Origin of the sequence: Micromonospora arborensis, from assembly GCF_003205615.1 — a bacterium.
Lineage (GTDB): Bacteria > Actinomycetota > Actinomycetes > Mycobacteriales > Micromonosporaceae > Micromonospora > Micromonospora arborensis.
In genome coordinates this window covers 1-18,427 of sequence record NZ_PYBV01000038.1, presented here as the reverse complement: position 1 = coordinate 18,427, position 18,427 = coordinate 1, and the positions used below count along the sequence as shown (strand labels likewise).

The following is an 18,427-nucleotide window of genomic DNA, read 5'->3' as shown; positions in this document are numbered from 1 at the left end:
TGTCTCCCCTGCTCGTCACGCCCACGCCCGTTCCTCCCGCGATCTTGCAGTTTCGGTCTGCGATAAGTGCACTACGTCCCCTATGCCGCGACAGGATTCGCAAGATCGCGGGAGTGGGAGTGGGAGTGGGGGTTGGGGTGGGTTAGGGCGGTTAGGGGGTGTAGGGGGGCCGTTAGCTGGGTTGCCAGGCGGCTTGCCAGGTTTAGGCGGACCGGGCCGGATTCGCAGTCGATCACTACGCACGGGGCCCCCGTCGCCGCGAGGACCGCTGCCGCTCCCGCGGAGCGGTCCAGCGGGCGGGTGCCTGCGGTGGCTCGGCCGTCGGTGACGATGAGGACCAGCGGGCGGCGCTTCGGGTCGCGCAGGCGCTCCACCCGCAGCAGGTCGGCGGCGGCGAGCAGCCCCTCCGCCAACGGCGTACGCCCACCGGTGGGCAACTCGGTCAGCCGGGTCGAGGCGGCCAGCACCGACGAGGTGGCCGGCAGCAACGTCCGAGCCTCGGCCCCCCGGAAGGCGATCACCGCGACCTTGTCCCGCCGCTGGTACGCGTCGGTGAGCAGAGCGAGGACCGCGTCCTTCACGGCGGTCATCCGCTGCCGGGCACCCATCGAGCCGCTCGCGTCCACCACGAACAGCACCAGGTTGCCCTCGCGCCCCTCCCGGACGGCCTCGCGCACGTCGTCCGGGCGCAATCGCAGCGGGCCGCTTGCCCGACCCCGGGACGTCTGGTGCGGCGCGGCGGCCCGGATGGTCGCCGGCAGGTGCAACGCCGCGACGCGGCCGGTCGGCACCCGGGCCCCGGCCGTGCGGCCCCGTCCGGTGCGGGCCCGTGAGCGCCGGCCGGGCACCCCGTCACCCACCCCGGGCGCGGTGAGCAGCCGCGCCTTCAACCCACCCCGGGGTACGGCCACCGGCTGGGACTTTCCGCCGCCGCCCCAGGTCGGGTCGTCGTCACCGGCCGCCGACTTCCGGGTCCCGCGCGTGCGCGCGTCCTGGCCGTCGGCGTGCCGGTCGTCCGCCGGGCGCTGCGGCCAGCCGTCGTCGTCGCCCCGGTCGCCCATCTGGTGCTGTGGCCAGCCGTCGGCACCGTTCGGGCCGTCGGTGCGCCCGTCCGGGCCACTGCCGTCCCGCGCCGAGTGCCCGGCCGACTCGGGTTCAACCTGGTCGACGCCGTCACCGCCCTGCGGGCCGCTGCCGCCAACCGGGCGACCGCCATTCGGGCCGCCGTCACCGGCCGGGCCACCGCCGTTCGGGCCACCACCGCCGGCCGGGCCACCACCGCCGGCCGGGCCACCACCGCCGGCCGGGCCACCGCCCTGCGGGCCGGTGTCGTCCGGGCCACGGCCGTCGGGGCCACCGTCGTCCGGGTCGTCGGGGTGTGCGTCCTGGGCACGCTGCAACGCCTCGTCGAGGCGCTTGTCGTCCAACCCGGGGGTGTCGAACGGGTCGCGGCGACGACGGTGCGGCAGGGCCAGCCGGGCGGCCACCCGGACGTCGTCGATGGTGACCCGGTCCCGGCCGTGCCAGGCGGCGTGGGCGAGGGCGGTACGGGCGGTGACGATGTCGGCGCGCATACCGTCCACGTCGAACGCGGCGCACACCTCGGCGATCTGCCGCAACGCGGCGTCCGGGAGTCGTACCCCGGGAAGCCGGCGGCGTGCGGCGGCGACCTGGCGGGCGACCTCCGCGTCGGCGTCGGCCCAGCGGGCGGCGAAGCCGGCCGGGTCGGCGTCGGCGGCGAGCCGGCGACGGACCACCTCGACCCGGATCTGCGGGTCCCGGCTGGCGCCCACCTCGACGGTGAGCCCGAACCGGTCGAGCAGCTGCGGGCGCAGCTCCCCCTCCTCCGGGTTCATCGTGCCCACCAGCAGGAACCGGGCGGCATGACTGACCGAGACGCCCTCCCGCTCGACGTGGCTGCGGCCCATCGCCGCCGCGTCGAGCAGCAGGTCGACGAGGTGGTCGTGCAGCAGGTTGACCTCGTCGACGTAGAGGACACCCCGGTGCGCGGCGGCGAGCAGACCCGGTTCGAAGGCGCGGACGCCCTCGCCGAGGGCCTTCTCCAGATCCAGTGAGCCGACCACCCGGTCCTCGGCGGCACCGACCGGCAGCTCCACCAGCCGGGCGGGGTGGGTCTCGGCGGCGACGCCGACGGGGTGCGGGCCATCCGGGCAGGCCGGGTCGGGCTCGGCCGGGTCACAGCCGAAGCGGCAGCCGGCGACCCGGCGGACCGGCGGCAGCAACGCGGCGAGGGCCCGCACCGCCGTCGACTTGGCGGTCCCCTTCTCGCCCCGCACCAGCACCCCGCCGATCGCCGGGGAGACCGCGTTGAGCAGCAACGCCAGTCGCATGTCGGCCATGCCGAGCACGGCGCTGAACGGATACGTGGTCATGCCCGGTCCTCCAGGTCACCCTCGCTGGCCAGGTACGTGTCGCGCAGCCGGTCCAGGGTGGCCGGCTCGGGTTTGGCCCACAGCCCCCGGTCGGCGGCCTCCAGCAGCCGCTCGGTGATGCCCCGCAGCGCCCACGGGTTGGACTGCTCCAGGAACTCCCGGGTCGTCTCGTCGAAGAGGTACGCGGCGGCCAGGTGCTCGTACATCCAGTCGTCGACCACGCCGGCGGTGGCGTCGTAGCCGAACAGGTAGTCCACGGTGGCGGCCAGCTCGAACGCTCCCTTGTAGCCGTGCCGACGCATCGCGGCGATCCACTTCGGGTTGACCACCCGGGCGCGGAACACCCGCCGGGTCTCCTCGCCCAGGGTGCGGGTACGCACGTCGTGCGGCATCGCCGAGTCACCCACGTACGCCTGCGGCGAGCTGCCGGTGAGGTGACGGACCATCGCCACCATTCCGCCGTGGTACTGGAAGTAGTCGTCGGAGTCGACGATGTCGTGCTCGCGGGTGTCCTGGTTCTTCACCGCCACGGCGATCCGGGCGAAGGAGCGTTCCATGTCGGCGCGCGCCTCCCGCCCGTCCAGGCCCTGGCCGTAGGCGTAGCCGCCCCACACCGCGTACACCTCGGCCAGGTCGGCGTCGCTGCGCCAGGTCCGGGCGTCGATCAGGGGCAGCAGGCCCGCGCCGTACGCGCCGGGCTTCGACCCGAAGATCCGGGCGGTGGCCCGCCGTTCGTCGCCGTGCTCGGCGAGGTCGGCGGCGACGTGCGCCCGCAGGTAGTTCTCCTCGTCCGGTTCGTCGAGGGCGGCGACCCGCCGGACGGCGTCGTCGAGCAGCGCCACGACGTGCGGGAACGCGTCGCGGAAGAACCCGGAGATGCGCACGGTGACGTCGACGCGGGGCCGGCCCAGCTCGGCCGTCGACACCACCTCGATGCCGGTGACCCGCCGGGACCGGTCGTCCCAGACGGGCCGGCAGCCCAGCAGCGCGAGCACCTCGGCGATGTCGTCGCCCTGGGTCCGCATGGCGCTGGTGCCCCACACGGTCAACCCCACCGAGCGGGGGTACGCCCCGGTGTCGGCGAGGTGTCGGGCCAGTAGGGAGTCGGCGAGGGCCACTCCGACGTCCCAGGCGTTGCGGCTGGGGATGGCCTTCGGGTCGACGGAGTAGAAGTTACGGCCGGTGGGCAGCACGTTGACCAGGCCACGGGTGGGTGAGCCGGACGGGCCGGGTGGCACGAACCGGCCGTCGAGTGCGCGGAGGGTGTTGGTCAACTCGTCGGTGGTCCGATCCAGTCGGGGCACCAGCTCGGTGGCGGCGAAGTGCAGCACCGCGGCGACGTCCGGGATCCGCTGGCCGGTCACCTCCTCGACCACCGTGTCGACGGCGTCGGCGTCCCAGCCGAGCGTCTCCATGGCGAGGACCAACCGCCGGGCGAGGGCCTCGATCAGGTCGACGGCGTCGGCGGCGGTGCCGGCCGGCCCGTCCACCACGTCGGTCAACGCGGTGGGCAGCGCCAGCCGCTGTCCCGGTGTCGCGAGCAACGCCTGCTCGTCGAGGGAGTACGCGACGGCGAGGGCCTGCCGCAGGCCGGGCAGGGCACGGGCGCCGCCCCAGATCTGTGGCGCGCGCAGCACCGCGAGGACCAGGTTGACCCGCGGCTCACCGGTGGGCGCGTCGGCGAGGATGTGCAGCCCGTCACGGATCTGCACGTCCTTGACCTCGCAGAGGTACCCGTCGAGGTGCAGCACGAAGTCGTCGAAGTCGTCCGCGTCGGGCATCGCCTCGGCGTGCAGGTCGTGGTGCAGCTCGGCGGCACGCACCAGGTCCCAGATCTGCGCCCGCACGGTGGGCACCTTGGCCGGGTCGAGCGCCTGCACGGTGGCGTACTCGTCGAGGAGTTGCTCCAGCTTGGCCAGGTCGCCGTAGGTTTCGGCGCGCGCCATCGGCGGCACCAGGTGGTCGATCACCACGGCGTGCGCGCGCCGCTTGGCCTGGGTGCCCTCGCCGGGGTCGTTGACGATGAACGGGTAGACCAGCGGCAGGTCACTGAGGACGGCGTCGGGCGCGCAGTCGGCGGCCAGGCCGAGGCCCTTGCCGGGCAGCCACTCGAGGGTGCCGTGCTTGCCCAGGTGCACCACGGCGTCCGCGCCGAAGCCGCCGTCGGCGACGGGCGCGGACAACCAGCGGTACGCGGCCAGGTAGTGGTGACTCGGCGGCAGGTCCGGGTCGTGGTAGATGGCGATCGGGTTCTCCCCGAAGCCGCGTGGCGGCTGGATCAGCAGCACCACGTTGCCGAAGCGCAACCCGGCGAGCACGATGTCGCCGCCGTCGGTGTAGAGCTCGCCGGGCGGCTCACCCCAGTGCTCGCGCATTCGCTCGCGCAGCTCGGCTGGCACCTGGTCGAACCAGCGCCGGTAGGTCTGCCCCGGAATCCGGGCCTCGGCGCCGGCCAACTGTTCCGGGGTGAGCCACTCCACGTCGTGGCCACCGGCGGCGATCAGCGCGTGGATCAACGCGTCCCCGTCGGTGGGCGGCGGCGCGTCGCCCAGGTCGTAGCCGTCCTCGGCCAGCGCGGCGAACAACCGGACCGCCGAGACCGGGGTGTCCAGCCCGACGGCGTTGCCGACCCGGGAGTGCTTGGTGGGGTACGAGCTGAGCACCACGGCGATCCGCTTGTCGGGGTTGGGCAGGTACCGCAGCCGGGCGTGGCGCACCGCGATGCCGGCGACCCGGGCGGCCCGCTCGGGGTCGGCGGCGTAGATCGAGAGGCCGTCCGCGTCGATCTGTTTGAACGAGAACGGCACGGTGATGATCCGGCCGTCGAACTCGGGGATGGCCACCTGCATCGCCGCGTCCAACGGGGACAGCCCGGCGTCGCTGCCGGCCCACTGCTCACGGGTGCTGGTCAGGCAGAGCGCCTGGATGATCGGCACCTCCAGGGCGGCCAGGGCGCCGACGTCCCAGGCGTCCTCGTCGCCGCCTCCGGAGGCGTCCGCGGCGACCGCGCCGCCGGCCGCGAGCACGGTGACCAGCAGCGCGTCGCAGCGGGTGAAGAGCCCGAGCGGGCCGGCGCTCGCGGTCAGCCCGCGTAGCGAGCCGCAGAAGATCGGCAGCGGGTTGCCGCCGGCTGCCCGCACCGCCTCGGACAGCACGTCGACGAAATCGGTGTTGCCAGCGAGGGCGTGCGCCCGGTAGAAGACGATCCCCACGGTGGGCTGTTCCGGGTTGGTGGGGTACTCGCGGTGCACGCCGTACGCCGGAGTCGGTGCGGGCGGGGCGAACCCCTCGCCGGTGAGCAGCACCGTGTCGGACAGGAACCGGGCCAGCTGCCCCAGGTTGTCCGGCCCACCCTCGACCAGGTACGCCAGCGCCTGGGTGACGACCCCGGACGGCACGGTGGAGATGGCCATCAGCTCCGCGTCGGGTAGCGCCTCGCCGCCGAGCACGACCGTCGGGACGCCGCTGGCGAGCACCGCGGCGAGGCCGTCCGGCCACGCCTGCCGACCCCCGAGGAGGCGTACGACGGCGAGGTCGACCCCGTCGAGCAGGGCGGGCACCTCGTCGGCGGCGACCCGGGCGGGGTTGGCCAGCCGGTAGTCGGCGCCGCTGGCGCGGGCGGCCAGCAGGTCGGTGTCGGCGGTGGAGAGCAACAGGATGTGCACGGCAGGCTCCGGGAGGTGACGCCCTGGCCACCACCGGGGGGGTGACCTGGACGATGCGAGTGGGTGCGGCGTCAGCCGGTACGACAGCCGGGCGGACGGCTCACCGACGCGTGCGTCGGGGCCGTCCAGCGCCGGGCGCGCAGCTCAACGGGACCGGTGGCGGACAACCTGGAGCGCGTCGACGCAACCGGCCCGGAGAACGCGGGCGCGGTCGGTCACGGGCGCGGTGCAGCGCTCACTGTGCGGGCCATGACGGTGTCCGTCGATTAATGAGACGCCGTGCGTCATCGGGTCCTCCTCGGGTGTCCACGCCCTGGGGTACGTCCCGACGGCCGAAGTATCCTGGCTTCCGGATCGACGCTCTCCCCCGGCCTTCCAACCGCAGACACACGGCCGTGACTCACGAGGGGGGATCGCTCCCCGGTGACAGTGGCGGGACCGCGTCGGAATTGCACCGACTTCCTTCACTGCCGTCAGGCCGCGAATGCTGCCACACCGCCGCGCCGCCGGTCAACGCCGACCCCGGCACCACCGGGCAAGGCCCATTCATCGATGACTGGTGATTGGCTCGCTCGCAGAACCGGCCCGCGTAAGACCCCGGGTCAATGCCGCGCACCCTTTGCTCTGCTTCCGCGGAGGCAACAGTGGCGACACCTTTTCGTTGCCTCCGTGGAAGCAGAGCAAAGGGTGCGTATACGTACCCTGGCCTGTGCCGATCGCCCGACAGGGCGGTGACAGGCGGCCCGGTCACCTAGGATCGACGATCGCCGGGACCAGCGTCCGCGATCAATGCCGGGGGTCGATCACCATCGTCGCCATGCAGTTCCGCCACCTCGCCGGCCGTGTCTGGCTCTGTCCGGGCAATCCCGACCCGGAGGCGGTCCAGGCCGGTGTCGCCGTCGTCGCCGACGAACGCGGCAGTGTGATGATCGACGCCGGACAGAGCCCCGCGCACGCCCGCGAGATCCAGGCCGCGTTGGCCGCCGCCGGCCTTCCGAAGCCGCGCTGGCTCGTCTACACCCACCACCACTGGGACCATGTCTGGGGCGCCTGCGCCTGGCCAGGGGTCGAGATCGTCGGGCACGAAACGGCCGTGATGCTCCTTCGCGCCGAGGCCGCCCGACCGTGGAGTCACCACTATCTGCGCGAGCAGATACGCGCCAATCCCCGCCTCGGCCCGAGCTTCCGGGCCCGGACACGCGCGGTGGACTCCTGGGAGGATTTCGTCGTCCTGCCGCCGACCCGGACCTTCACCGACGTGGACGAGTTGCCGGTCGGGGTTCGGCTACGCCACGTCGGCGGCGGGCACGCGCCGGACTCGACAGTCGTGCTGGTGCCCGACTCGGGCGTCATGCTGTTGGGCGACTGCTTCTACCCGCCGCCGGCACACCTGCGCCGCCCCGAGGACGGCCTCGACCTGGGCCTGGTCCGGCGACTGCTTGACGACACCTACCACTGGTACGTCTCCAGCCACGCCGAGCCGATGACGCTGGAGCAGGCCCGCTCAGCCGCCGGCGCCTGAGCGCGCGGCGGCGCGGCGGCGTTCAACGGGTGCGAGTCTCAGCGGGCGTGGCGTTCCGGGTGGGCCCGGTTCCAGGTACGCATCCGCTCCGGGTAGCCGGTGCGCGCCGCCTCGTACAGCGGCACCGCGTGCTTGCGGGCGATGGCCCCCGCCGCGCGTGGCGTGCCGGTACGGCGGCGGATCCACTCGCCGTCGTGGGCGATCGCCACCACGGTGGTGTCCGTCGCGGTGGTCTCCGGCTCCAGGTAGAACTCCACCCCCCGCCGAGAGGCGACGAACGTCTCCAGCGCGGCGAGATCGTCGCGGGTCGCCTCGCGGTCCAGCTTCGTCGGGGTCGCCTCGGCACCCCGTGACCGGCGGTTGAACCAGCTCATGCCCAGCCCCTCTCCTCGACGCCCCTTTAGTGCAGCACCGATTCCTGGAAATACGCTGCACGCCGGGTGGGAGACAGCTGACCCGCTTTTCGCCACCAGGAATTGGAACCCGCGGCGCGTGAGCGGTGTCATGGGTGTTGACCGGAACGGAGGTTCGCCCTGGACGACGACGCACTCGTCACCCGCGCTCGGGCAGGTGACCTGGAGGCGTACGACCTCCTGGTCGCCCGGCACACCGCGTCCGCGTACCGGACGGCGGTGCTGCTCGGCGCGGGCTCGGACTCCGAGGACGTCACCCAGGAGGCGTTCGTGAAGGCGTACCGCAAGCTGTCCCGTTATCGGGGCGAGTCGTCGTTCCGGTCCTGGCTGCTCGCGATCGTCGCCAACGAGACCCGCAACCTGCACCGCTCCCGTGGCCGGCGCGACGGGCTCGTCCTGCGGGCCGCCGCGGCGAACCCGACGTCGGAGATCGCCGAGGACGGGGCGGTCAGCGCGGTCCTCGCCGGGGAGCGCCGCACCGCGCTGGTCGAGGCCCTGCGTCAACTGCCGGTACGCGATCGCGAGGTGATCGTCTGCCGGTTCTTCCTTGACCTCAGCGAGGAGGAGACGGTGGCGGCGCTGGGCTGGCCCCGGGGCACGGTGAAGTCGCGTACGTCTCGGGCCCTGACCAAGTTGCGCGGCCTGCTCGACCGGGAGGAGGTCCGGTATGGGTGACCTCGAACGGGAACTGCGCGACCTGTCCGCCTGGTTGGAGACACCCGACCCGCCCGACGTGACCGCTCGGGTGCGCGTACGGCTCAGCAGGCCGGCACGCCCGTGGCGTCGGCTCGCCGTGGCGGCGCTCGTCGCCGTCGTCGTGGCGGTGGTGCCGCCGACCCGTGCGGCCGTCGCGGACGCCGTCACGGGGCTGCTGCGCTTCGCCGGTGTCAGCATCGCCACCACGCCCACCCGGACGTTGCCCGGTGACACTCCCTCGCCGTTGCCCAGTCAGCGGTCCGTCGCCCTGGACGAGGCCCAACGGTCGGTACGATTCCCGGTCCGCCTACCGGCGAAGCTGGGTCCGCCCGAGCAGGTGCTGGTCGCCGACCCCGACCCGACAGGCACCTACCGGGTGGCGACGCTGCTCTACGGCGGGGGCGCGCTGCGCGTCGACGCGTTCGATGGCCGTCTCAATCTGGCCTTCCACAAGAAGGCCACCCCGCCCGGGGTGGAGTGGGTCCAGGTCAACGGGGACTTCGCCGTGTGGGTCGACCACCCGCACGTGCTGTCGTACGTGGACCGTGCCGGACAGGTCCGCGAAGAGACCGCCCGGCTGGCCGCCTCGACCCTGATCTGGGAGGACGACGATGTGAGCTACCGACTTGAGGGCGCCCTCTCCAAGGTTGAGGCGATCGAGGTCGCCCAATCGCTGCGTTAGGGAACCGGGCGGGCCCGGTCGGTGTCGTGAAGGTACGACGAGTCGTCGACGCCCGGCCTGCTCCAGTCCGGGGTCGCGGCCCGCGTACCGGGAGGGGCGAGATGGGTGCATGGGGCAGGTTGATGCTGGCGTCGTCGGTGGTCCTGCTGGCGGGGTGCACGACCACGACCAGCGGCGGGTCGGCCGTGCCGACGAGCGCTGAGGCCACCACGGCGAGCGCCGTCACCACCGCGAGCGCCACCACCACCGCGAGCGCCGCGGCGGGCTGCGGTTCGCGGGTCGAGACGGGGTCGCTGCCCGACTGGGCGGACGCCGGTTTCCACGGGGACGCCCGGATGCCGCACGTGTTCGGCGCAACGGGTGACATCGTGGCGGTGCTGTTCGCCCACCCGCTGCGGCAGGACCGGAAGGACGGGTCGAACAACAAGATCCTCTGGGTGGCCCGTGCCTCCACGACGTCACCCGACCCGACGGCACCGGCGACCCTGGTGATCACCGCGACGTTGGACGGCACCGACACCCGCGTGACCCGGGAGGTCGCCGGCGGTCCTGGTCCGTCGATCATCGACATGCCGCAGGCCGGTTGCTGGCACCTCGACCTGCGCTGGTCCGGGCACACCGACACGATGGACCTGGTCTACGCCCCATGAGCTGCCGCGACGCCGCCCGGCCCGAGCCGACGTGCTCGGGTCGTGCGGCACCCGCCTGGTACTCCAGCCGTAGATCGTGATCTTCATCGTGGTTCGACCCGGGCGAACCAGCCTGCGATCCGGCCCATCAGCTCAGCGAGCGCCGCCCGCCAACGCCCCCCGGGCGGGAGACCACGGCGCGGTGCTCCCGCCCAAGGGGAATGACTCACAGCCCGGCGCCCCCGGTCGCGTCGATGACCCGGCCGGTCACCCAGCGCGCGTCGTTGCAGGCGAGGAAGGCCACGATGTCGGCCACGTCTGCTGGCTGCCCGACGCGGCCAAGGGCGGCAAGGGATGCCGCATGTGCCTCGGCCTGCGGATTGCCCCGAAGCCAGGCCGCATTGACATCCGTATCGACGATCCCGGGGGCCACCGAGTTGGCCGTGATGTCCCGAGGGCCCAGTTCCTTGGCGAGGTTGAGGGTGAAGGTGTCCAGTGCGCCCTTGGTGGCGCCGTAGGCGATGATCTCCGGCATGGCCAGGCTGGCCGCACCGCTGGAGATGTTGATGATCCGGCCCCCGTCACGCAGACGCGACAGCCCCTGCTGCACGATGAAGAACGGCGCCCGCACGTTCACGGCGAAGACCTCGTCGAAGCCGTCCTCGGTCAACGAGGCAAGCGCCGCGCTGCGTCCTATGCCAGCGTTGTTGACGATGATGTCGAGCTTCCCGTCCGGCGTGTGGTCCTTGCCCGCGGCGTCGAAGGCGGCCCACAGGCGCGTCGCGTCGCCGTGCCGTCCCAGCTCCGCGCGCAGCGCGAAGGCTAGCCCTCCGTTCTTCCGGATGCGCTCGACGGTCTCGCTTGCCGCCGTCTCATCGCGGGCGTAGGCGACGCCGACGGCGGCGCCGTCCCGGGCGAGTCGTTCCGCTATGGCCCGGCCGATGCCTCGGCTGCCGCCGGTGACCAGCGCAACCTTGCCCTCAAGTGCTCCTGTTGCCATGGCTGTTGTCCGCCTCCGCATTTTTGAGTGATGACTCAAGAATGAACGTAGCACACGTTCTTGAGTGATCGCTCTATAATTAACGGCATGAGTGGAGCAGGCGTAAAGCGAGGACGACCGCCGGCGTTCGACCGCACGACAGCCCTGACGGCCGCCACCCGACTGTTCTGGGAGCATGGCTACGAGGCCACCTCCGTCGGCGAGCTGACTCGGGCAATGGGCATCAAACCCGGCAGCCTGTATGCGGCGTTCGGGGACAAAAAGTCCCTGTTCAAAGAGGTCGTCCACACCTACGGACGCTCTCCCGTCGGTGCGTTCATCGGTACCGCCCTGGAAGAGGAGCCCACAGCCCACGGCGCGTTCCGCCGCATCCTCTGCGAGGCGGCAGCCGTCTACCCCGACCCCTCCCACCCGGCCGGCTGTCTGACCATCAGCGCCGCCACCAACGTCACCGTCCAAGACGCCGAGGTCGCGGCATTCCTACGCGATCTGCGCAACGCGAACCTGGCCGCCTTCGAAACACGCCTGACGACCGCGCAGCAGCAAGGCGAACTACCGGCCGCAGCCAACCCTCGCGCGCTGGCCGCGTACTTTGCCGCAGTCATCCAGGGCATGTCACAGCGTGCCCGGGATGGCGCAACGACCATGGAGCTCACCGAAACGGCAGAACTGGCACTGGACGCCTGGCCCCAGGCGCAAGACTGAGCGCCTCGCGGCAAGATCACGATCTACAGCTGGAGTACTACGCTGCCGTGCGTGCTGAAAGACGTGCGGCCGGCGGCGGCCCGGAACAACGCCGAATGGTGCGACATCGTCTGCGGCAGCCACGGGCTGGCCGGCCGTACCGACGCCGACGCCTGGTCGGTCCCCCGCCGCTCCCCGCCGTGGTACCCGGACGCAGTCACCCTGCGGCCGGGCGTCGACGCCGAAGCCCTGCTGGCCCGGATCGACGCGGGTCCCGGCGCGTCGGTGAAGGACAGCTTCGCCGACCTCGACCTGTCCGGGTACGGATTCCGGGTGCTCTTCGACGCCCAGTGGATCCACCGCCCACCGGCGGTACCACCGGTCGACGCGCCGCTCACCCCGGTCGGCACCCCCGACGAGTTGGCGGCCTGGGCAGCGGCGCACGGCGGCGGGGCCCTGTTCCGCCCGGCGCTCCTGGCCGACCCACGGGTACGGGTGCTCGCCCGCCACGACGACCGGGGTGTGCTCACCGGCGGCGCGATACTCAGCGGCGACGACGGCCGGTACGGCGTCTCCAACCTGTTCACCCACACCAACGACCCGCTGGACATCTGGCACGGAGTCTGCGCCACCGTGCCCGCAGCACAACTGGTCGGCTACGAATCCACCCCCGACCTGACCCCAGCCCTGCAAGCAGGCTTCACCCCAACCGGCCCCCTCCGAGTCTGGCTAAACACCTAACCCACCCACCCACCCCGCCCCCGTCCGCCCCGCCCCGCCCCGCCCCGCCCTTGTCGATCATGGAGTTATTGCCGCGACACGCCGGACTGGATGGCAATAACCCCATGATCAACGTGGGCCAGGGCCGGGGCCAGAGGCCGGGCCGGGGCCGGGCGGGGGCTGGGGCGGGGGCGGGGTGGGATGGGGCGGGGGCGGGGTGGGATGGGGGCGGGTGGGGGTCAGGACAGGTTTGTTTGGTCTTCGGGGGTTAGGCGTAGGGCTCCGGCCGCTATGTTCTGCTCCAGGTGTTCCGGGTCTGCGGTGCCGGGGATGGCCAGCACGTGTGGGCCCTGGTGCAGCGTCCAGGCCAGGCGTACCTGCTGCGGCGTGACCCCGTGGGCGCGGGCGACCGCCTCGACGGCCTCGGTCTGCGCGGCGCTCGCGCCCGCCTCCCGACCGGTGCCGGCCAGCGCGAAGAACGGCACGTAGGCGATGCCCCGCTCGCCGCAGAGCCGGACGAACCCGTCCTGCTCCCGGTACGCGTCCACCCCGTAGTTGTTCTGCACGCAGACCACCGGCGCGACACCCGCCACCTCGTCCAACTGTTCGGGACGCGCGTTGGAGAGCCCGAGGTGGCGGATCAGCCCGGCGGCGCGCAACTCGGCGAGGGCGCCGAACCGGTCGACCAGCGGCACCGCTCCGGGTCCCCGGCCGAGGCGCAGGTTCACCACGTCGAGCTGGTCACGGCCGAGCCGACGGAGGTTCTCCTCCACCTGGGCGCGCAGCTGCGCCGGGGTGAGCGCCTCGGTGAAGCCGGCCACCGGGTCGTACCCGAAGCCGACCTTGGTGGCGATCACCAGATCCTCCGGGTACGGGGCGAGCGCCGCGCGGATCAGCTCGGTCGCGTAGCGGGCCGGGCCGGTGCCGACCCGCAGGGTGCCCCCGGGTGAGACGTAGAACGCGGCGGTGTCGATGTGGTTGACACCCAGTTCCACGGCACGGCGCAGCAGGGCGACGGCCCGGTCGCGGTCGGGGTTCGCGGTGATCCGCATGGAGCCGAAGCCCATCCGGTGCACGGTCCGGTCGCCCAGGGTCCAGTTGCCCGCCGCGGCGGCGGTGATCTCGTCGGTTGGCATCGGGCGACCATAGCCAGCACGGGTACGCGGCGCAGTCGGCCGCGCACCCGATACCGCTCGGCGGCGGCGTGGGTTAGTTTTTGTGTGCTGACGGAGCCGTCTCGACGGCGTGCGGCGGGCGCAGCACACGCACCAGCAGCAGGGTCGGCAGCAGCAGCAGAGGCACCACCAGCAGCGCGCGCAGGGTGCCGACCTCGTCGCCGAGCAGCCCCAGCAACGGCGGTCCACCCAGGAACGCGGTGTAGCCGATCACCGCGACCACGCTCACCCGCACCGGCGCGTGCGCCTCCTCGTCGGCCGCCGCGCTCATCCCGACCGGGAAGCCCAGCGACGCCCCGAGGCCCCACAGCGCGACGCCGACGATGGCCACCGGCCCCGACCCGGCCAGCACGGCCAGGCCCGCCCCGACGACGGCGAGCCCGATGGTGCCGGTGAGCACCGGCACCCGACCCCACCGGTCCAGCGCGATGGTGCCGGCGGTGCGCCCGACGGTCATGCCCACCACGAAGACACCGAAGACCGCCGCGCCGGCGGCCTCGCTCAGGTCCCGTCCGTCGATGAACGCCACTGCCAGCCAGTCGTTGGCGGCACCCTCGGTGAACGCCGCCACCAGCACGAACAACCCGATCAGCAGGGTGCGCGGCTCCCGCCAGGCGGCGAGCTGCGCACGGCGACGGGCAGCCGGGGTGGCGTCCGCCGGGTCGCCGGTGTGATCGTTGGCCACGGGCAGGAACGTCCGGGCGGCGAGTACGGTGCCGGTCAACACGACCACCGCGACCGTCACGAGATGCGTGCCGACCGGCACGTCGAACCGGGCTGCCAGGGCGCCCAGCCCCGCGCCGGCCACCGACCCGAGGCTCCACCCCGCGTGGAAACGGGGCATGATCGTCCGACCCAGCCGGCGTTCCACCGCCGCGCCCTCGACGTTCATCGCCACGTCGCAGGCGCCGGAGCCGTAGCCGAAGGTGGCCAACCCGAGCGCGACGACGGCGAACGACCCGGTCATCGTGGCACCCAGCCCCGCCACGGTGAGGCCGACCGCGACCAGCACCGTCGCCAGGGTCACCGTGCGGGCGGCGCCGAGTCGCTGGGCGAGCAGGCCGGAGGTGGGCATGGCGAGTAGCGCGCCGACGCTCATCGCCAGCAGGAGCAGCCCGAGCCGGCCGGCGGAGAGGTCCAACGCCTCACGGACCGCCGGCACCCGGGAGAACCAGCTACCGACGGCCAGCCCGTTGAGAGTGAAGGTGACGGCGACGCCGTTGCGGGCGAGCAGCACAGCCCGCGAAGGCGGCGGTGCGGTGGCCGGGGCAGCGGGTCGACTGGTGGGGGCGCTCACGGAGGCAGGTCCTCTTTCTCGGGGTGTTCTCTCGGGACGATCGCACACCTGAGAGCGCTACCACCACAAGCGGATACGCCCCTTACCGGCGGTGGGCCGGCCGGGGCATGATGTGAGCAGGCGTTTGTCCGACCGGACGGGCCGCCGCAGGAGGCGACGATGACGACAGCGGCACACCGACCGGCCACCCTCGAGGACGTCGCGCGGGTCGCCGGGGTGTCCCGGTCCACCGCGTCGCGGGTGGTCGCCGGCACCGGGTTCGCGTCGCCGGCCGCCCGGCAACAGGTCACGGCCGCCGTCGACCAGCTCGGTTACGTCCCCAACCCGGCCGCCCGGGCACTGGTCCGCGGCGGCGGCGTACGACTGGTCGTGGCCGTCCTGGGGACCAGCGCGGCGGTGCTGGAAGACCCGTACGTCCACCAGGTGGTCGGCTCGGCCGCCCGGGTCTGCACGGCCACCGGCGTCGGGGTGGCGCTGCACTGGCTGCCCCTGGGCGACCCACGTGGCCTCGAGCAGCTCGGCGGGGATCGCACCGTCTGCGGGGTGATTCTGGTCAACACCACCGAGGACGTGCTGGATGCCGTGCCCCGGTCGCTCCGTGGCCGGGTGGTCTCGATCGGCGTCGGGTCGCAGACGGTGCCCTCGTTCGACGTCGACAACGGCGCCGGCGCCGAGGCGGTGCTGCGCCACCTGTACGCGACGGGTCGCCGTCGCATCGCCATGGTGACCGGCCCCCGGTGGCTGCCCTGCGCGCAGCGCCCCGTGCAGACGTACCGTCGACTCATGGGCCACGCCGGCCTGCCGGAACGGGAGCTGCCAGGGGACTTCACCGCAGCGCGCGGCCGGGTGGCCGCCGGCGAGGCGCTGCACCGCTGGCCGGACGTCGACGCGATCTTCGCGATCAGCGACGACACCGCGCTCGGGGTGATCGCGGGCCTGCGGGACGCCGGCGTACGCGTGCCGGGTGACGTCGCGGTCGCCGGCTTCGACGACATCCCGCTGGCCGGCATGACCGCCCCCGCGCTGACCACCGCGAGTCACCCGGTGGGGCGGATCGCCGCCGCCGCGGCCACCGCCCTGCTGGACGGACGTCCGGCCGTGCCGGTGACCCTCTTCCCGTCCGCCCTGGTGGCCCGGGCCAGCGCCTGACCCCGGGGGTGCCACCCGGTCACGGATCCGGTGACGCGACGGCGCCCGAAACCCCACGCCCGGCGCCGAAGACGCAACGCTCGACGCGGTCGGCGCGGCCATGCCCACCCCTGGCGAACGCGGCATGATCAACGGATGGCAGGGTGGAACAAACCAGGGAACTGGGCACGGTTCCGCCGCCGTGGCGCCAGGCCCGGAAACGGGGACACGAATGATGAGGACCACGGTGCGACTGTCCAAGGCGATCACCGCGCTCACGCTGGCCTTGACCGCAACCCTGGTGACCAGCGGCTGCGGGCTCGGGACGAAGTCGGATCAGGACCAGGCCGCTGCCGGCGGGCAGGCCGCCGCCGGCGGCGGTGCGCCGGGAAAGCCCGACGAGCGGGCACCGGTCGTCGCGACGGTCCAGGCGCAGGTCAGCCACGCGGGCCACGTCGTACCGCTCAAGGTCGAGCTGTTCGGGCCACGCCGGGACCAAGGTTTCGTGACGGTGAACGTCCGACTGACGAACCTGACGCCGGAAGGCCAGGGCAACTCGTCGGGTTGGCAGATCGACAACACCTTCGCCGGGCAGACCAGAAGCGTCAACAACAAACAGGCCTTCTCCGGCCTGTACCTGCTGGACCGCAAGAACCACAAGCAGTACCTGGTGGCGCGGAACGCCAACGAGGAGTTTCTCGCCTCGTCCAACTTGGAAGCGGTGTTCGTGAAGCCGCAGCAGACGACCGATCTCTTCGCCACGTTCGGGGCCCCACCGGCGGACGTGACCGCCGTCGACCTGACCATCCCGCAGATTCCGGTGTTCGAGAATGTTCCGCTCGGTTAGCCGTCCACGCGGGCCGGTCGCCGTCACGGTCGTCGCCGGTCTGCTGCTCAGTTGCCCCGCGCCGGCGTGGGCGGCACCCGGCGACATGTTCGGCCCACCGACGCTGGTGGTGGACGGGCCACGGCTCGGAGCCGGCGACGGGAAGGTGACAGCTCCGGTGCTCGACGTGGTGACACCGGCGCTGGACGTCTTCGTCATCACCGGCAGCGTCGAGGGTGACAGCACCGAGGCCGAGAGCTCCAACCGGGTCGAGTTGATCCTCGGCGCCGACGTGCTGTTCGCGTTCGGCAAGGCCGACCTGTCTCCGGCCGCGCAGCAGCGGCTGACTCAGGTCGCCGAACGGATCCGCCAGCAGGCCAGGGGCGTGGTCCGGATCGACGGGCACACGGACGGGATCGGCAACCCGACCGACAACCAGGAACTGTCGAGACGGCGTGCCGAAAGCGTCCGGGCCGCGCTCGACGCCCTGCTGGCCGGCGTTTCGGTGACCCTGCAGGCCGCCGGTCACGGCGAGGACGAGCCGATCGCCGTGGAGACCACCCCGGACGGCCGGGACAACCCGGCCGGCCGGGCGAAGAACCGCCGGGTCGAGATCCGCTTCGACAAATAACGGTGTACGACGGCCGAGGTGTCCGACCGGCGAGCCCTGACGAATAACCCCTGGCGGGCCGGGTAACCGCGTCGGGCATTCCGTCGACCGCGAGGAGGGACGCCGTGTCCGACTCCTCCCCGTCGCAGTGGGATCCCGCGCAGGGGCCTCGGCGCGGCCGGTTGACCGCTCGCCGCCACCCGCCGGTGGCACCGGCACCCACCGGGCTCGTGCCGATGACCGGCCCCGACGGTGAGCGGTTGGCGATGGCGTACGCCCCGGAGCCGGCAACCGACGCCTCGGCGTACCGGTTGGTGCTACTCCTGCACGGTGCGGGCGGCTCGGCGCGGCAGGGGCTGGACCTGCTCCTACCTGTCGCGGACGCGCACCACCTGCTGCTGGTCGCCCCACAGTCGTCGGCGGCGAGTTGGGACCTGATCGCCGGCGGCTTCGGCGCGGACGTCGAGCGTATCGACGGCCTGTTCGCGTCCGCCTTCGACGGCTACCCGGTGCGCGACGTGACGCTGGGCGGCTTCTCCGACGGCGCCTCGTACGCGCTGTCGCTGGGCCTGGCCAACGGCGACCTGGTCGACGCGGTGCTGGCCTTCTCACCCGGCTTCGCCGCGCCACCGGCGACGCACGGCCGTCCACGGATCTTCGTGTCGCACGGTGTGGACGACCGGGTGCTGCCCATCGACGTGTGCAGCCGCCGGCTCGTCCCACACCTGCACGGCCTCGGCTACGAGGTCACCTACGAGGAGTTCCACGGCGGCCACGAGATCCCCACCCCGATCCGCGACACCGCCATCACCTGGCTGACCACCCCACCCCCACCCTGCAAGACCCCCCCCCACCCCGCCCACGCCCTCCCCCCCGCCCCCCGCCCCCACCCCCCCCCCCCCCCCCCCCCGCCCCCCCCCCCCCCCCCACCCCCCCCCCCCCGGCCCCCCCCCGCCCCCCCCCCCCCCCACGACTCCCACCCGCGCC

General features: G+C 73.0%; 16 protein-coding genes and 1 riboswitch. Of the genes, 10 read left to right on the top strand and 6 right to left on the bottom strand.

The genetic code is table 11. The annotated features are described in order from the left end of the window. Positions 1-80: 80 nt before the first annotated feature. Both C7C45_RS26525 and cobN read right to left on the bottom strand, forming a co-directional pair. On the bottom strand, positions 81-2,393 hold the full coding sequence (locus C7C45_RS26525) for a magnesium chelatase subunit D family protein (protein ID WP_110566470.1): 2,313 nt from the start codon (positions 2,391-2,393) through the stop codon (positions 81-83). Beyond that, positions 2,390-6,058 (bottom strand): cobaltochelatase subunit CobN, encoded by a 3,669-nt coding sequence (cobN, locus tag C7C45_RS26520; protein ID WP_110566468.1) that lies wholly within the window; start codon positions 6,056-6,058, stop codon positions 2,390-2,392. The genes C7C45_RS26525 and cobN overlap by 4 nt, the downstream gene beginning before the upstream one ends. A 313-nt stretch (positions 6,059-6,371) precedes the next feature. Continuing rightward, positions 6,372-6,548: riboswitch (cobalamin riboswitch) on the bottom strand. A gap of 327 nt (positions 6,549-6,875) precedes the next feature. On the opposite strand from cobN, the gene C7C45_RS26515 reads away from it, so the two are divergent. Then, complete coding sequence (locus C7C45_RS26515; protein ID WP_110566466.1) at positions 6,876-7,580, top strand: MBL fold metallo-hydrolase; 705 nt, start codon at positions 6,876-6,878, stop codon at positions 7,578-7,580. 38 nt (positions 7,581-7,618) lie between these two features. Here the strand turns inward: C7C45_RS26515 and C7C45_RS26510 are convergent, their stop codons facing one another. Continuing rightward, a complete protein-coding gene (locus C7C45_RS26510) occupies positions 7,619-7,954 on the bottom strand; it encodes a hypothetical protein (RefSeq protein WP_110566464.1) in 336 nt (111 codons plus the stop codon). Between the two features lie 159 nt (positions 7,955-8,113). On the opposite strand from C7C45_RS26510, the gene C7C45_RS26505 reads away from it, so the two are divergent. The 3 genes from C7C45_RS26505 (at position 8,114) to C7C45_RS26495 (ending at position 10,021) form a co-directional block, all read left to right on the top strand. Continuing rightward, positions 8,114-8,668 (top strand): RNA polymerase sigma factor, encoded by a 555-nt coding sequence (locus C7C45_RS26505; RefSeq protein ID WP_110566462.1) that lies wholly within the window; start codon positions 8,114-8,116, stop codon positions 8,666-8,668. Beyond that, positions 8,661-9,371 (top strand): hypothetical protein, encoded by a 711-nt coding sequence (locus tag C7C45_RS26500; RefSeq protein ID WP_110566460.1) that lies wholly within the window; start codon positions 8,661-8,663, stop codon positions 9,369-9,371. Before C7C45_RS26505 ends, C7C45_RS26500 begins: the two co-directional genes overlap by 8 nt. 101 nt (positions 9,372-9,472) lie before the next feature. Beyond that, positions 9,473-10,021: a hypothetical protein gene (locus tag C7C45_RS26495; RefSeq protein ID WP_110566459.1), complete on the top strand. Its 549-nt coding sequence runs from the start codon at positions 9,473-9,475 to the stop codon at positions 10,019-10,021. Positions 10,022-10,226: 205 nt separating this feature from the next. Here the strand turns inward: C7C45_RS26495 and C7C45_RS26490 are convergent, their stop codons facing one another. After that, positions 10,227-11,021, bottom strand: a complete 795-nt coding sequence (locus C7C45_RS26490; protein WP_244200586.1) for an SDR family oxidoreductase — start codon at positions 11,019-11,021, stop codon at positions 10,227-10,229. A gap of 66 nt (positions 11,022-11,087) precedes the next feature. Here C7C45_RS26490 and C7C45_RS26485 point away from each other — a divergent pair, with 66 nt between their 5' ends. Together C7C45_RS26485 and C7C45_RS26480 are read left to right on the top strand one after the other, a co-directional pair. Continuing rightward, positions 11,088-11,705, top strand: a complete 618-nt coding sequence (locus C7C45_RS26485; protein ID WP_208641364.1) for a TetR/AcrR family transcriptional regulator — start codon at positions 11,088-11,090, stop codon at positions 11,703-11,705. Positions 11,706-11,756: 51 nt separating this feature from the next. Beyond that, positions 11,757-12,425 (top strand): hypothetical protein, encoded by a 669-nt coding sequence (locus C7C45_RS26480; protein WP_110566455.1) that lies wholly within the window; start codon positions 11,757-11,759, stop codon positions 12,423-12,425. A 218-nt stretch (positions 12,426-12,643) separates the two neighbouring features. Here the strand turns inward: C7C45_RS26480 and C7C45_RS26475 are convergent, their stop codons facing one another. Both C7C45_RS26475 and C7C45_RS26470 read right to left on the bottom strand, forming a co-directional pair. Next, complete coding sequence (locus C7C45_RS26475; protein ID WP_110566453.1) at positions 12,644-13,540, bottom strand: aldo/keto reductase; 897 nt, start codon at positions 13,538-13,540, stop codon at positions 12,644-12,646. A gap of 73 nt (positions 13,541-13,613) precedes the next feature. Continuing rightward, entirely contained in the window at positions 13,614-14,876 is a 1,263-nt protein-coding gene (locus tag C7C45_RS26470; protein WP_110566451.1) for an MFS transporter, read from the bottom strand. A gap of 159 nt (positions 14,877-15,035) precedes the next feature. Between C7C45_RS26470 and C7C45_RS26465 the strand changes: the two genes are divergently transcribed. The 4 genes from C7C45_RS26465 to C7C45_RS26450 form a co-directional block, all read left to right on the top strand. Further along, entirely contained in the window at positions 15,036-16,025 is a 990-nt protein-coding gene (locus C7C45_RS26465) for a LacI family DNA-binding transcriptional regulator (protein ID WP_110566449.1), read from the top strand. A gap of 214 nt (positions 16,026-16,239) precedes the next feature. Then, complete coding sequence (locus C7C45_RS26460) at positions 16,240-16,851, top strand: hypothetical protein (protein WP_167454838.1); 612 nt, start codon at positions 16,240-16,242, stop codon at positions 16,849-16,851. Further along, positions 16,835-17,461: an OmpA family protein gene (locus C7C45_RS26455; RefSeq protein ID WP_110566445.1), complete on the top strand. Its 627-nt coding sequence runs from the start codon at positions 16,835-16,837 to the stop codon at positions 17,459-17,461. Before C7C45_RS26460 ends, C7C45_RS26455 begins: the two co-directional genes overlap by 17 nt. A 104-nt stretch (positions 17,462-17,565) precedes the next feature. Continuing rightward, positions 17,566-18,427: alpha/beta hydrolase (locus C7C45_RS26450; RefSeq protein ID WP_244200585.1), on the top strand; the 862-nt coding region annotated here is incomplete at its 3' end.